Origin of the sequence: Filomicrobium sp. (assembly GCF_025698805.1) — a bacterium.
In the GTDB taxonomy this organism is placed as follows: domain Bacteria; phylum Pseudomonadota; class Alphaproteobacteria; order Rhizobiales; family Hyphomicrobiaceae; genus Filomicrobium; species Filomicrobium insigne.
Window position 1 is genome coordinate 1 of sequence record NZ_JAILWT010000018.1, and the last position, 12987, is coordinate 12987.

The following is a 12987-nucleotide window of genomic DNA, read 5'->3' on the forward strand; positions in this document are numbered from 1 at the left end:
GGTTGTCGGCAAGCGGTGTGCCGGGTGGTGGGGTGCGCAGCATCGAGAGGATTTTCTGGATGGTGTTGTTGATGCGGTGGATGTCGGCGTTGGGGCCGCCGGGCCCGTTGATCGGGTCGACGCCGGTTGAGCCGGAAATGTCGACGAGGAGGACGAACGGATAGCGCGTCTTGCGGGTTGCGGCGGCGGGGATGTCGATGGGTGGTGGTTCCGGCGTTTGCAGGAGGTCGAGGAGACTGGACATGGATTGGCTCCTTTCAGTCGGCTGGGAATAAGGGCGGAGTGGGTTCCATCCTTGGATCTGATGGAAAGGGTTTTGCGCTCGGGATGAAGGTGTGCAGTGGTGGATAGGTTTTGGGCTCGGGTAACGGTGGCGTTGGGACGGCGGGCATGGCCGGGGCCAATGAGAAAAGGGCTGGACTGGAAGCGTGGGGGCGTCGCTTTTCGATCAAATGCCGTTCGTAGGCGTCGAGGAGCCAGAAGATGCTTCCGAGCAGGACGAGGCCCGCGGTTATTTCAACGCCACCGTATTTCTTGAATGGAGTCCATGCCGCGGTGGCAATGTCGGCGAAACCCTGTGCGAGCCATTTTGCTAGGCCGAGCGCGAGCCTGCCGAGAAGCATGCCCGTCATGATGAGGAGGCTACGGAGGCATTTGGCGATGAAGGCCAGCACGATGATGTGGATCGGCTTCCGAGGTACGTGAGACGGTGTCGCTTGCAGATTTACGGGGGATGCCGGGCGTGGGTGGAGAACATATTGTTGGGCGGGTGCCGGTGGAGCTTGCGGGCGGGGTGGTGGTGAGGCCTTCGGCTTCGGAGGCGAGTTGGCTTCGACGGTATTGGCGAAGCTCGGGAGGGTCTCTTCCCATTCTTTGGCGGTTGGTGGCACGAAGTCCTGAAAAGCGCGCGCGAACATGGAGCGCAGGTCGGGGTGGAGGCGTGCGTAATGTGCGGGGGTCTCGCCGGGCGGACGGAATTTGGCCACGTCGCTATAGGGCCAGCGTCTAGCCTTTATGTTGTCGTTAGGGGTGATGTTGGCGAAGAAGTCGCCGGTGGGATTGAAGGCAGGGCCGGTGTCAAAGGGATGGCCGCCATCAAGGAGCAGCTGGAATATGTGGATGGCGAGGACGAAATTGTCGTCATCCGGCGTGCGGGGACCGGCGATTTTGTTGGCTTGGTTGGGGGACGCATAACCGTCGGTGAAGTGTGGTTTGGTAAAGGCCGTGACGAAGGGGTGTTGGAAGGCGTCGGCGTCGACGAAGGTTATTTGCCGGTAATCGTTTGAGACGAGGATGTTGTTTGGATTGAGGTCGCAAAAGACGATGCCGCGCTGGTGCATGCGGTTGAGGTAGTGCGCAATGATTGCGGCGATGCGTACGGCTTTTGCGTTTGCTAGGCCGTTTTGAGTGCCGTTTCCATTGCCGATGCGACCCCCGGCATCGCTGGTCAGCTTTCTCAGTACGTTATGGCCGGTGACGTGGCGCATCGTGATTCCGGCCAGCGTTGAGAGGTGCTGGACGGTGGAGGGATGCTTGATGGTGAAAAGGACTTCAATCGGCCAGGCGACAAATGGCAACGCATTGGGCTGTGAAAGTTCCTGATATCTGGACGTGAGAATTGCGAGGCTTCTAAAGGCATCGGATTTTAGAAGCGATTTGGATTTGTGGTTATAGATCTTGGCGACGCGGGTTTCGCCTGCGTGAGGCTTGAGGGTGAAGATGCCGCCTTCTCCGCCGGATGCATTGGCGAGCGGTTTGTCGATTTCATATTGGGTCCAAATGTCATCGCCGTGAGGTTGCACGCGGCAACCCCAGTAAACTGTCTCCATTTCGCGCAAGCTCCCGTGTTGCTTCCACGCGCGAGCGGAAGCAGCAATTCATCATGGGTGTTTGACGAGGTTAAAAGCAGGCGGTTATTCAGGGTGGGGGGAAAGTCCGGCGTAATGGAATTTGGAAATCACTGAAACTTTGGAATGAATAAGGAGTGAAAGCATTGTATTTGCCTCGGAATTAGCGCATGTCCTGCTTTCGACGCTTGCGTTTTTTAATGGTTTGCAAGCTCCGGCGATTGGAACTCTCACTTATATGAGTGATATAATCAATGTTTGAATCCGTATGCGCATTGTCTGGCACCGGATATTTCTGTGGATGAGTGGTGGGGCGTTCAATTGCGTTGGCGGGTTGACCGATTTGGTTGGTTTTTCGGTCAACCGATCTACGGGTGTTTTTTGCGAGAGTTGGGGCGGGCTCCTTGATTGCGCCGATGGAGCCGCGCCATGGTGCGTTGAATTTCTGCTCCAGTTTGGCGACGCGGATGTCTTTTGAAAACTGTGAAAGTTTCACTTCACCGTTGGCGTCACGGATGACGTGACCTTGCCCCTTCCCTTCCAGTCGCAGGCCGTTGGCGGCAAGGGCTGAACCGAGTTCATCCCAGGAGCGGGCGACGGTGAACAGGGCGATGATGCGACGACGTTCGGCGGCGATCGTCTTGAGGCTCCATTTCTTGGGCGGGGAGGGTTGGCGTTTTCTGCGGGTCAGCTGATATTCGGGATCGCGGGCGTCGCGTGGTTGTTGCGATAGCTCCTTGCTGTTGTGGCGGCCGGGCACGAAAAGCAAACCATGGGCCTTGGCCTGACGGGCAAGGCTTGTCTCAAGGCGCACCCAGTCCTGTTGCCGGTTCCAGGCTTTCGTGGTGTCGGGATGCACGCGGTTGATGACGACATGGACGTGGGCATGGCGGGTGTCGTCGTGGGCGATGACGATGCGCTGGTGGTCGGCGAGGCCGAGGTCGGCGCAGGTGTCAGCAACGATGCGCCGTTTGAGATCCTCGCTGGGGTTTTCCTCCGGCGTCCAGCTGATGACGAAGTGATAGACCGGCGATTTGCAGCGGCGGGACTTGTTGGCGGTGGCGCGCATGATGCGCATGGCCTGTTTGGGGTCGCGCGTGATGAGGTTGTGGGTGTCGACCCAGAGAACGCGATCCTTTTTGGCGAACGCTCGTTCGTCCGTTCGCCCGTTCTCCGGCTCGGGTGTACGGGGCCCGTTCAGGAGGTAACTGGTGATGCCCTTGAAGCCGCGACCTGCCTTGGGAATTTTTCCGATCATGACGTCTGGTTGAATCCGGAGTTCGCTCGTTTGAACGCCTTGGCGTTCAGGCGTTTGGCTGGAGGGCGAACGCCACTAGGTCAGGACCTTCAAGGCGGCGGTGTGCACGGTGGCCGCGGCTTGCTGGACCGCATGGAACACGGCCAAAACTTCATTTCGGGACACTGGGACCAACCCGGTGTTGGCTTGGCGCGCGATCTGGTTGAGGTTTGTCCCGATCTTGCGCAGGTGGACGTGCAGCGTGTTGATTCCGGCGATCAGTTCGTCGGTCTGCCGTGATTTTTCAGGGCGCGGTGGCGGTGGTTTCTGGCCGGCGATGGCGGACATGACCAGCGTGCGGACCATTTGCGCCTCTGTCGAGCCATGGGCGGCGCAGAGGGCTTTGAAGGCCGTGAGTTCGTCGTGGGTCATGTAGGTTCGCACGCGGTTGGTGCGCAACCTGGAATCGGGTTCATTGCGTGTGGCCATTTATCGGAGCCCCCCCGGCACTGAGGGGCAAGCAAGCGCGTTTGAGGCCAAAGGCCGAGGTGCGCGATTTTGGGGCCAAGGTGGCCCCAAAAGACTTGCTTGCTCCCGTGGGGAGAAGGATGCCTGAGTGCGACAACGCTTTCCAGTAGCTGGGAGGGTTATGCCCAGAAGTGCTGCGGTGCCTTCAGCGTGTCGTTCGTAGGCGGGACGTGCCGCCCCTTGCCCTCCGGCTGAAATTGCAGTGCGTGACTCCTTGCGGACCGCTGTGCGGGGATCTCGGCATGCTTTGGGCGGAATCGGATTTACTCCCCACCCTTGATCTACAAACGGGTTTGGGGACGTTTCCAGGAGGCATTGGATGGGGCGAAGAAGCAGCTTCAAGGATTTGCGGCCGGGAACGGTAGCAGCATGCGCAATGTTCACGCTGTACGATGGTATGGCGTTCTGGCGTTCGGACGCTATGGAGGTGGAACGCCATTTGCGGGGATGGGCGCGGGCGATGTCAGGCTATGCACAGACGCCGCCTTCGCTTGCGGGTTGAAGTTGGCGTTTTCTCGACTTCGAGTTCGGACGTGGTCGTGAATGGGGCATTGCCGACAGCCGCGTCGTGGGTAAGGAGCAAGCGGGCGGCCATCGTCTGTCGCTCGTGTTGTGATGTAGAGGGTCATTGCATGCTTTAAACGTAATTCACGACCGAGCGGTATGAGGTGAGAATTCAGATGGCTGTTGTAGCGGACCGAGTTCGGGTGATGGGGTAGGCTGCTTGCAAAGCGCGAACGGTGGGTTTCGCTTTCAATAATTCAGAACTTCTAGACAAAAAAAGTCACCCGGTCGGTACCACCGGGTGACTTGAGTTTGGAAAGTGCGCCCCCTGAGTCCAGAGTCGAGGGCATTTTCTCTAACTTGGAGTCTGGCATCCAAGTATCGAGAACTTTTAACCGGCAAAATTGCCGGTGGCTGCAGCTCGGACGCTGTCGCCCATGCTTGCAGCATGTGCGCCGAAACCCTTGAGGGCTTCATCGTAGAGCAACGCAAGCGCCTGCCCCTTGATCTCGTTGTAAATCTCGCTCGTCTGCATGTGAAACTCTCGCGGACGCGGGAGAGGGACATCGATTACCGTTGCGACACGAGTGGGTTTGTAGGTGAGGATTATGATTTTATCGGCCAGGAACACCGCTTCGTCGACTTCGGACGTCACGAACAAAGTCGTCATGCGATGCGCTTCGAACAGAGCCAGGAAGTACTCCTGCATCAGGCCGCGGCTCATGTGGTCGAGACCGCGAAAGGGCTCGTCGAGAAGAAGAACATCAGGCCGATTAATGAGAGCCCGCGCCACTTCAGCACGTCGTTGCATGCCGCCGGATAGCTCCGTCGGATAACGGTTTTCGAAGCCGGCCAATCCGACCTCGGAGAGTAAAGAGGTCGCTTCTTTTCTCGCGGCCGTGCGCGCGACGTCGCTTTGCTCGGGTCCATAGGATACGTTGTCAAGGATCGTCATCCAAGGGAATAATCCCGTTTCCTGGAAAACGACCATGCGATCTGATCCCGGACCCGTAACGACTTCGTCGTCTTTGCGAACCGCACCCACGCTTGGACGGTCATAGCCCGCAATAATGTTGACTAATGTAGATTTCCCGCAACCTGAGGGCCCGAGCAGAACGGTAAGCTTGCCTTTCTCGATTTCGAATGAACAGTCGCGGAGAACGACATGGGGTTTGCGCTGCTGAGAATACACCTTCCCGATGCGATCCACGGTTATGGATGTATTCTCCTTGCGCGTATTGTGGGGTGTTGACACCATCCTGTTTTCCTCACGCAAATTCTTTTTCGCCGGCGTTGAACGCTTTAACGGCTTCCTCGTGGACGGCTTCGATCGCGAGCTCTTTCAGCCGGACGAATTCCGGCTGGGTCAGTAGACGCGCGTCGCGAGGCCGCGGTAGATCGACTTCGATTGTCTGTTTGATGTGACCGGGACGTGTGGTCATCACGAGGACGCGGTCAGCCAGATAGATAGCCTCCTCAAGGTCATGCGTGATGAACAAGACGGTCTTTCGAGAGAGGTCGTAAAGTTCCAACAAGGCCGTTTGTGTGACTGTTTTTGTCAGCGCATCGAGGCCACGGAAGGGTTCGTCTAACAGCAACACGCCTGGGTCGTTCAGAATGCCCCTGATGATTTCGACCCGACGGCACATCCCCGACGAAATTGATCCGGGATATAAATTCTCAATGTCGGCGAGGCCTACCTTGCCCAGAAGATCGCGGGCCTTCTCTGTTGCTTCGCGTTCCGTCATGCGACCCTGGACGACCGGCCCGCGTATCAGGTTTTCAAGCACTGTTGCCCAAGGGAAAAGGGCACCATTCTGAAAAACGACGATACGGTCCGGGCCGGGCTTAGGATTCTGGCCGGGCGCGTTGATAAGTTTGCCATCCAGGAAGACTTCTCCGCTGGTCAGTTTATCGAAACCTGCAATCGAATTCATAAGCGTGGATTTACCGCAACCCGATGGGCCGACGATCGCGCAGAATTCACCGGGACGGATTTCGATTGAACAATTATCGACCGCAACGACGTGCTTGCCTGACGGGTCATACACTTTGCCTGCGTTGCGAACAGATACCCAACCTGTGTGCCCCGACACCGCATATTCATGTGCGGCATAGGATCGGGACAAGTCCTGCAGATAAGAGTGTCCTTCGCGACCAAGCGTTCGTAGCAGCGATCTCAAATACGCGCCGTCGAGAGCTAATGCCTCTGTGTCCGTAACGGCGTGCGCAGAGATAACCCTGCTCCCTCGACCCTCGATAAGCCCTGCGTATCCGAAGATCGTTCCTTCCAGCATCACCTCTTGAACAATACCGAACTGATGCATCGGAGAGTTTACTTCGGGGTGACGGACATGGCCTTTGAGAAGAACGTAAACCTTGCTGGCCTCATCTCCATTTCTGAAAATTTCCTCTCCCGCAGCAAACGACTTGAGTTCACAATGTTCTGCGATCTGAGATACGAGTTTGTGCGGCAACGATGCGAGGATCGGGTTTTTCCTCAACACTGCGATCTTTTGATCAATTTGCATGTCTTTCTCCCTCACCGTTTACGCCACCAGGGCATCGCGTATTTGCCTAGCCGTTCCATCAACCAGGCCGAGATCATTCCAGCCAGACCGATGGAAAGCATGCCGACAATGATGCCGGGGAGAGAGTTGGTCATGTAGGCGTTCCAAGTCAGGTAACCCAGACCGTAGTTTCCAGACGCCATTTCCGCAGCGATAACGACTTCCCATGTAATGGCGATAGCAATCGTCAACCCCGTGAAGAGCGATGGAAGCGCGCCGGGAACTAGAATTCTCCAGAATAAAGCCTGCGGGCTGGAGTTCAACGACCGTGCGGCATGGATGTAGCGAACATCGATGTTATCGATTCCGGCGAGGACATTGAGAAAAACCGGGAAGAAAGCGCCGATGAATGTGAGAAACACGATAGTCATTTCCGCCGAGGGCCAGAAAAGAATAGAAATGGGAAGCCAGGCCAAAGGCGGTATAGGACGTAGAATCTCAATTATCGGAAAGCCGAGAAACCGAAAGCGTCGATTGACGCCCATGGCAATACCAAGAACGATTGCCAGAGCGGCGGCGCTAAAGAAACCGACAAAGACCCGAACGGTTGTCGCGATCCAGGATTCCCAATATCCGTCCTGCTGAATTTGTGAGGGCAGAGCCTCGATGACTTCGATAGGTGTCGGCACAACTGCAAGGAGACCCAGCGTTCTAGACAGCTGCCAAATAAGAAAGAACGCTGAGATTCCAAGCGCACCTTGCCAAAAAGACGCGTTTGCCAGATTGAGGAACCACCGCGATCTGGAGGGCATGAGCTTTGCTGCCGTCATGATGCTGTTCCCCCACGATTGTGCCAGGCATTAAGTTTGTTGCCGACTACCCGGATGATTGCACTCGACCCGAAGCCCAAAATCCCAAGGGTGATCATGCCGATGAAGATGTTTGGTAACGCGACGTTCGTATAGGCATCGAAGATGAGGTATCCGAGGCCGGACCGTCCTGCGATAAGCTCACCGCCAACGAGAGAGAACCACGCAACACCCATTGCGATTTGAAGCCCGGTGAAAACGAACGGCAATGCCCCGGGGATAACGACACGGCGTAGAATTTGAAACCGAGAGTATCCCAGGCATGCTGCTGCCCGAAAATAGTTCTCGTCGATCGACTTTACACCGAGAAGCGTGTTGAGGACCGTCGCAAAAAAGGACGCAAGAAGCGTGATGAAAATCACCGCACCTTCCGTTGACGGAATCATGAGAACGGCAAGCGGCACCCACGCCAGAGGCGGAATGGGACGCAATAGCTCGACGACAGGAAAGATCAAGTTCTCCGCAGTCTTACTCCATCCCAGCAGAATACCTAGTGGTGCCCCCAACGCTACGGCAGCCGTAAACGCCCCAAAAACCCTAAGTGTGCTGGTCCAGATGTGTTCATAGTATTCCGGCGTGAATAGCGACACGCCGTATGTCGGCTCCCGGCTGGTCCATTCCTGAAACAAGGACAAAGGATCAGGGATGAAATTGAATCGCGGCGGTACGATTACGGCGGTGAGAAAGTACCAACATCCAAAGAAAGCCACGAAGCCCATCAAGCCCAGAATGAGCTGATCTCTTGTTAGCGCTCTGAGAATCCGTTCGCCGAAAGTCAGCTGCTCGACGGGCCAGTCAATACTGGCCCGCAATTGTGCATCGTAGCTCGCAGCGTCACTCTGTGATCCCGGTGGCGCTGCAGCTTGGTCCCGCAGATGGACGTTCATTTGCCTCCCTCCACTAACTCATCTCCCTTGAAGGGATTGGTGAGCCCTGCCGGAATTTCAAAGAGCTGCTGGTTGGGGGCCAGGCCGAGTTCTTCAAATGCACGCGTCACATATTCCGTCCGAACGGCACCATCGCGCATTTTTGGATCGCGCACGATTTTGTGGTCTAGGAGGAACTGGTAACCGCGTTCAAGAAGTGAGCGGCCGTCCGCGTCAATAATCATCTTTCCGCGGACCACCGGGCCGGATGCGCCGATGCTGTCAGGTTGCGCACCATAAAGCGCGTACCAGAGATTTTCCCGTGTGTAATCGGGAAGTTCCTTCTTCAAGAATTCAATTGTTTCGATCGGCTTGTCCCGGAGGAAATAGAGAGCCTCGATGTTGGCCTTCAGCCATGCAACAGCGACATCTGGATTCTCTTTAAGAAAATCCTCGCGCATCACGATCGCATCGGCATCCAGTTCACCGAATGCTGCCGGTGATGCCGCCCAACGCGCGTGATCGTCAAACACTGACTTCGAGAGGTGAGGTTCGTACATAATGGCAGCGTCGATGCGCTTTGCCTGCAGGGATGTAACGATAACTTCGCCCTGCATTTGTTGCCACTGAACCTTCACTCCTTCTTTTTCCAGCATCAACTGCCCTAAACGGTCGGCGCAGCTGCCCTTCGGCACGCCGACGATTTTGCCATCAAGCCAAGCGATAGCTTCTTTGTACGATTTGAACTCAGGGGCGTCCGAGCGCACGAGTATCGTGCCGCACATCCGGCCGCTCGACACGAGATTCAACGCAACAATGCTGATGGGCGCGAGGGCCGCCTTCGCAGTTGAAACAATGGCGGGGTTGTCGCCGAGGTATCCAATTTGCTGCTTGCCAGCAATTAGATCCGTAATAACCGGCGGCCCTTGAAGATTTCTCTTCCACTCCACCTTACTTCCTTCGGGAAGCCATTTCTTCCATAGCTCCCCTGATCGCAGAATCACCGTGTCCCAAGCGCCGGTCCAGCCGAGGAAGAAATTTGTCGAGATTGTAACTGGCTTACCTTCAAGCTTTTTCGCCTGGGAAGCGATCTGCTCGTAGGTCACGTCACTATTGGGATTGTTTGCGACAGCCGGTGCTGCAGCGAACAAGACAAAGGCCGTAGCCAGACCTCCAAGGCCTGCTAGATTCTTCATGGCATTTCCTCGTTTTAATTTTTTTGTCGATTGGGCTTTGAGTCGCTTAGGCCGCCGTGTCGTTGGGTTTTTCTCCCACCAACTTTAAGAAGCGTGCGTACTCGTCGGCATCCATGTGGAACGCGCTTTCTTTCGACGGATACGTACCTTCGCGGCTTTCGTCGCGATACATACGCAAACCTTCTTCGATCGTCGTGCCAACGTCGGCGAAACTTCCGCGGTTCTTCGGAATTGGGAATGCACTGTAACCGACAACATCTCCGCTGATGTGGTACACACCGTCATTAACGCAACCACCTCCAAGCGTAATGATCGGCACCTCAAGTGTGCGTGTCAGATAGGCCGCAAGCTCTGTCGGGACCTGCTCAAGGATGAACCCCCAAACACCAGCATCAACGAATGCGCGAGCTCCTTCAACGATTTCCAATGCGTCTATTGCTGTCCGGCCTTTTACACCAAAACCGCTCTGCTCGACACGCCGAGAAGCCTGCATGCCAATGTGCCCCATGACAGGGATGCCTGCACTTACGATCTCCGCGATATACTCGGCTGTGCGCACGTTGCCTTCGCACTTGACGGAACCGGCTCCGCCCTCGCTCACCATGCGACCGGCATTGGTTATGGCTTGGTCCTTGGACGCGTGATAGGTCATGAAGGGCATATGGCCCACAACCAGCGCATACTTCGTCACGCGGCTTACTGCTTTAGTCAAATAAAGCTGCTCTTCAAAGGTGACTGTCGTAGGATCGGGATGTCCAAGCAGAGACATCGGACCAGCGTTCCCGTTGATCAAAAGATCAAATCCGACACGATCCGCGATTGCGGCCATAGGGGCATCATAAACGCCGACGGACGTGATGCGTTCTCCGCGACTTTTCTTTTCGCGTAATGAATTTAATGTCACTTTTTTACGTTTTAATTCCGACATCTAATGTTCCTCTCTTCTGGGTGCGTTGGATATGTTTGTTTTTATTCGGCCATAAGCCACACGTTTGTCTGGTGGGGTTTATTCAGTCGACTGCATATCTATCCATTTCAACGTTTTCTCCCATCCGCCAAATGGGAAGAAATGGAGCGTCACGTCTTTAATTCCACGTTGAGAAAGTGATGAATCAAGTTCTGCAATTATGTCGCCGGGATCTTGATCGCGCATTGCTTTGATCAAAGACGTTCCCTGTCGCTTGAGTGCGTTCAGTGAGGCGCCTACTCCACACATTGCTGCGAACTTGATGAGCTTTGGCAGGGAGGTCACGCCCGCCATGCCAAAGCGTAACGGGGCATTGATATCCTGAGTGCGGAGTTCAGCGGCCCACGCCGCCATCGCCTCACCATTGAATGCAAATTGTGTAACGATTTCAGGCTGCGCACCCCACTCGCGAACCAAGGAGATCTTCTCTTTCAGAGCCGGAATAAGGGCGTCTTTTGGAATGACGCTGTGGCCCTCCGGATGTCCTGCTATGAAAACTTTCTTGAGTTGGACGTCGTTCAACACGGGGTGCCGCAGAAGATCGGCGGCAAACCGCAGGGGGGGAGTGCCCGAAGAGGGATTGCCACCTAATACGAGTACGGTTGTCACGCCTATTGATGCGAGGGTTCGAAGGTGCCCTGCGTATTCATCGGCAGATGTGAAATTTCTGGCAGCCAAATGTGGGACGGGCACAAAGCCCTTATTGTGTATCTTTTTGGCCGCTTCTGCCTGCGCTGAGATCGGCTTTCCAGGGATATGAGTAAGAAAAACTAGTGAGTTTTCTGGAAAACATTTTGCTTTGGGTAGGAATGCATCAACTTGTTCAGGCAAAAGCTCAATTGATATATCCTGAAAAAGAGTACTGTGTCGCATTTCGTGAGACAGGATCGAGCGTTCCTCGATATCGACCGGCATTTCTGTCACGTTTTCACTCCCGGTGCCTTATGCTAGCGACATGTGAAGTCGACTGGTTTTTTGTTTTTTGCTGGATTGTTTGCTCGTTCAGCCTTCTCGCGGATGGGGCTGTCCAAGCGCGGCATAAGATTGAGGCTAGAGAGATTGGGAGCGGACAGCAGTCGTCGTGACGACGAATTCAACCTCGAGGATGCGCAACGTCTGTCGGGTTGACGACAAACATCGGTTTGCGAAGTTTGTATTGCCTCAAAGGTGACGAAAAATGCATGGCGTCATGCATGAAAGTGCTTCCGTCGGCGTCCCGGTCTGGTTGTTACAAGGGGGCGCGGACAATGATTATGAGATCACGCGCGCTTTCGATAACATGAAGGGGCTTGCAAGAAGTTTGAGCCCCTAGCATCTAAGTTTGAGCTTCGGGTAGCTCAGACATCCGTGAGAGGCGGAGCCCTCGATATTTGTTCGACAGCCCGCAACTTAGACGTCAGTCTGCCGGAGTATAATATGCTGGAGCGTAGAGTTGGCGACTCACCTTGGTACTGGGATTGCGTACACTTATTTGACGGAGTAGATGAGGCTGCGAAGGATATGTTTCTTCGTCATGCCATCAAACAGACGGTGCACAAGGGGCAGCACCTATTTCGTGCCGACGACGACGCCGACAAAGTCTTTTATCTCGAAGACGGCATGGCGCGAATTTATCACCTCTCCGCAGAAGGCGAGCTGACAATATATTGGTATTGTGTCGCCGGAGAATTATTCGGTGCAGGTGGAATTACGGGATGCAGGAAGCAGACCGTCAATAGCCAAGCAATATCGAAATGTACCGTATACGTTATGTTGCGGCCAATCTTTGAGCAAATGCTCAAGCTTAATCCTCAAATTTCTTATAATGCTCTTAAGCTTATGGGTGCACGGCTTCGTTTGGCTTGTGATACGATCGTTGACATGCGGTCACAAAAAGCGAGTGAGCGCGTTGCTCTGGCCTTGCTGCGACTGGCGCACAACTGCGGTGTCCCACTCGGAGAACATATCAAGCTGGATGCCCCGATCACGCATCAGGAAATCGCAAATATCGTGGGAACGTGTCGTCAGACAGTGAGCGAAGTTCTGCGGGATCTGGAAAAGCGCGGTTTCATCATGCAGGAATCTCGTCAAATCATTGTCACTGATCCGCGGTCGATGCAGCGGTACGCGCAGTTCGATAGCGCAGAGGATGAGGAATATGCCTGGAGTTAGCTCGGGATATTTGCAGGTAGTTAAGCCGATGTTGCCGCGGGTCTTGTGCAAATTGTTAGGAAAAAGAAGTGCCGACGCTTTTTTTATTGTGCTCCGTGAGCCTCGTGAATGTTTGTTGAGGCCCGGTAAGAAGCCGCCATTAATGAACGTTCTGCCGAGCTGATTGTGTTGACCAGAAGCATCGAGACCGTCATCGGCCCCACGCCACCTGGTACCGGCGTGATGTAGGAAGCCCGCTTCCGCACGCCTTCGTAGTCGCAATCGCCGACGAGACGGCCATTTGGCAGACGATTAATCCCCACGTCGATGACA

General features: G+C 55.1%; 13 protein-coding genes and 1 pseudogene. 2 read left to right on the forward strand and 12 right to left on the reverse strand.

From position 1 onward, the window contains the following. From K5845_RS20590 to mobC, 4 genes are all read right to left on the reverse strand, one after another. Positions 1 to 244: hypothetical protein (locus K5845_RS20590; protein ID WP_287959893.1), on the reverse strand; the 244-nt coding region annotated here is incomplete at its 3' end. Positions 245 to 257: 13 nt separating this feature from the next. Beyond that, positions 258 to 1829 (reverse strand): hypothetical protein, encoded by a 1572-nt coding sequence (locus K5845_RS20595; RefSeq protein ID WP_046476659.1) that lies wholly within the window; start codon positions 1827 to 1829, stop codon positions 258 to 260. A 181-nt stretch (positions 1830 to 2010) separates the two neighbouring features. Next, the gene (locus K5845_RS20600) at positions 2011 to 3105 is read right to left on the reverse strand and encodes a relaxase/mobilization nuclease domain-containing protein (RefSeq protein WP_046476661.1); all 1095 of its coding nucleotides are present in this window, start codon (positions 3103 to 3105) and stop codon (positions 2011 to 2013) included. A 75-nt stretch (positions 3106 to 3180) separates the two neighbouring features. After that, positions 3181 to 3573 (reverse strand): plasmid mobilization relaxosome protein MobC, encoded by a 393-nt coding sequence (mobC, locus tag K5845_RS20605; protein ID WP_287959902.1) that lies wholly within the window; start codon positions 3571 to 3573, stop codon positions 3181 to 3183. Between the two features lie 358 nt (positions 3574 to 3931). Here mobC and K5845_RS20610 point away from each other — a divergent pair, with 358 nt between their 5' ends. After that, positions 3932 to 4114: a hypothetical protein gene (locus K5845_RS20610; protein ID WP_046476665.1), complete on the forward strand. Its 183-nt coding sequence runs from the start codon at positions 3932 to 3934 to the stop codon at positions 4112 to 4114. A 393-nt stretch (positions 4115 to 4507) separates the two neighbouring features. On the opposite strand, the gene K5845_RS20615 is transcribed toward K5845_RS20610, so the two are convergent. The 7 genes from K5845_RS20615 to K5845_RS20645 form a co-directional block, all read right to left on the reverse strand. After that, on the reverse strand, positions 4508 to 5374 hold the full coding sequence (locus K5845_RS20615) for an ABC transporter ATP-binding protein (protein ID WP_076605275.1): 867 nt from the start codon (positions 5372 to 5374) through the stop codon (positions 4508 to 4510). Positions 5375 to 5384: 10 nt separating this feature from the next. After that, entirely contained in the window at positions 5385 to 6647 is a 1263-nt protein-coding gene (locus tag K5845_RS20620; protein ID WP_082101001.1) for an ATP-binding cassette domain-containing protein, read from the reverse strand. An 11-nt stretch (positions 6648 to 6658) separates the two neighbouring features. After that, on the reverse strand, positions 6659 to 7456 hold the full coding sequence (locus K5845_RS20625) for an ABC transporter permease (RefSeq protein WP_052743660.1): 798 nt from the start codon (positions 7454 to 7456) through the stop codon (positions 6659 to 6661). Further along, complete coding sequence (locus K5845_RS20630) at positions 7453 to 8382, reverse strand: ABC transporter permease (protein WP_244464997.1); 930 nt, start codon at positions 8380 to 8382, stop codon at positions 7453 to 7455. The genes K5845_RS20625 and K5845_RS20630 overlap by 4 nt, the downstream gene beginning before the upstream one ends. After that, positions 8379 to 9557, reverse strand: a complete 1179-nt coding sequence (locus K5845_RS20635) for an ABC transporter substrate-binding protein (RefSeq protein ID WP_052743661.1) — start codon at positions 9555 to 9557, stop codon at positions 8379 to 8381. The genes K5845_RS20630 and K5845_RS20635 overlap by 4 nt, the downstream gene beginning before the upstream one ends. A 46-nt stretch (positions 9558 to 9603) precedes the next feature. Next, the gene (locus tag K5845_RS20640) at positions 9604 to 10485 is read right to left on the reverse strand and encodes a 3-methyl-2-oxobutanoate hydroxymethyltransferase (protein WP_046476667.1); all 882 of its coding nucleotides are present in this window, start codon (positions 10483 to 10485) and stop codon (positions 9604 to 9606) included. Positions 10486 to 10563: 78 nt separating this feature from the next. Further along, positions 10564 to 11439 carry a methylenetetrahydrofolate reductase gene (locus tag K5845_RS20645; protein WP_046476669.1) on the reverse strand — a complete coding sequence of 292 codons (876 nt, stop codon included), beginning with the start codon at positions 11437 to 11439 and terminating at the stop codon, positions 10564 to 10566. 501 nt (positions 11440 to 11940) lie between these two features. Here K5845_RS20645 and K5845_RS20650 point away from each other — a divergent pair. Continuing rightward, positions 11941 to 12675 (forward strand): Crp/Fnr family transcriptional regulator, encoded by a 735-nt coding sequence (locus K5845_RS20650; RefSeq protein ID WP_287959903.1) that lies wholly within the window; start codon positions 11941 to 11943, stop codon positions 12673 to 12675. A gap of 83 nt (positions 12676 to 12758) precedes the next feature. Here K5845_RS20650 and K5845_RS20655 read toward each other — a convergent pair. After that, a pseudogene (locus K5845_RS20655) lies at positions 12759 to 12987 on the reverse strand (bifunctional methylenetetrahydrofolate dehydrogenase/methenyltetrahydrofolate cyclohydrolase); the annotation flags it as partial.

Excerpts from the sequence above, each read along its gene's own strand:
- K5845_RS20610 (WP_046476665.1), top strand. The coding sequence starts at position 3,932 with ATGGGGCGAAGAAGCAGCTTCAAGGATTTGCGGCCGGGAACGGTAGCA.
- K5845_RS20650 (WP_287959903.1), top strand. The coding sequence starts at position 11,941 with ATGCTGGAGCGTAGAGTTGGCGACTCACCTTGGTACTGGGATTGCGTA.
- K5845_RS20625 (WP_052743660.1), bottom strand. The coding sequence starts at position 7,456 with ATGACGGCAGCAAAGCTCATGCCCTCCAGATCGCGGTGGTTCCTCAAT.
- K5845_RS20645 (WP_046476669.1), bottom strand. The coding sequence starts at position 11,439 with ATGCCGGTCGATATCGAGGAACGCTCGATCCTGTCTCACGAAATGCGA.
- K5845_RS20595 (WP_046476659.1), bottom strand. The coding sequence starts at position 1,829 with ATGGAGACAGTTTACTGGGGTTGCCGCGTGCAACCTCACGGCGATGAC.
- mobC (WP_287959902.1), bottom strand. The coding sequence starts at position 3,573 with ATGGCCACACGCAATGAACCCGATTCCAGGTTGCGCACCAACCGCGTG.
- K5845_RS20630 (WP_244464997.1), bottom strand. The coding sequence starts at position 8,382 with ATGAACGTCCATCTGCGGGACCAAGCTGCAGCGCCACCGGGATCACAG.
- K5845_RS20600 (WP_046476661.1), bottom strand. The coding sequence starts at position 3,105 with ATGATCGGAAAAATTCCCAAGGCAGGTCGCGGCTTCAAGGGCATCACC.
- K5845_RS20640 (WP_046476667.1), bottom strand. The coding sequence starts at position 10,485 with ATGTCGGAATTAAAACGTAAAAAAGTGACATTAAATTCATTACGCGAA.
- K5845_RS20620 (WP_082101001.1), bottom strand. The coding sequence starts at position 6,647 with ATGCAAATTGATCAAAAGATCGCAGTGTTGAGGAAAAACCCGATCCTC.
- K5845_RS20635 (WP_052743661.1), bottom strand. The coding sequence starts at position 9,557 with ATGAAGAATCTAGCAGGCCTTGGAGGTCTGGCTACGGCCTTTGTCTTG.
- K5845_RS20615 (WP_076605275.1), bottom strand. The coding sequence starts at position 5,374 with ATGGTGTCAACACCCCACAATACGCGCAAGGAGAATACATCCATAACC.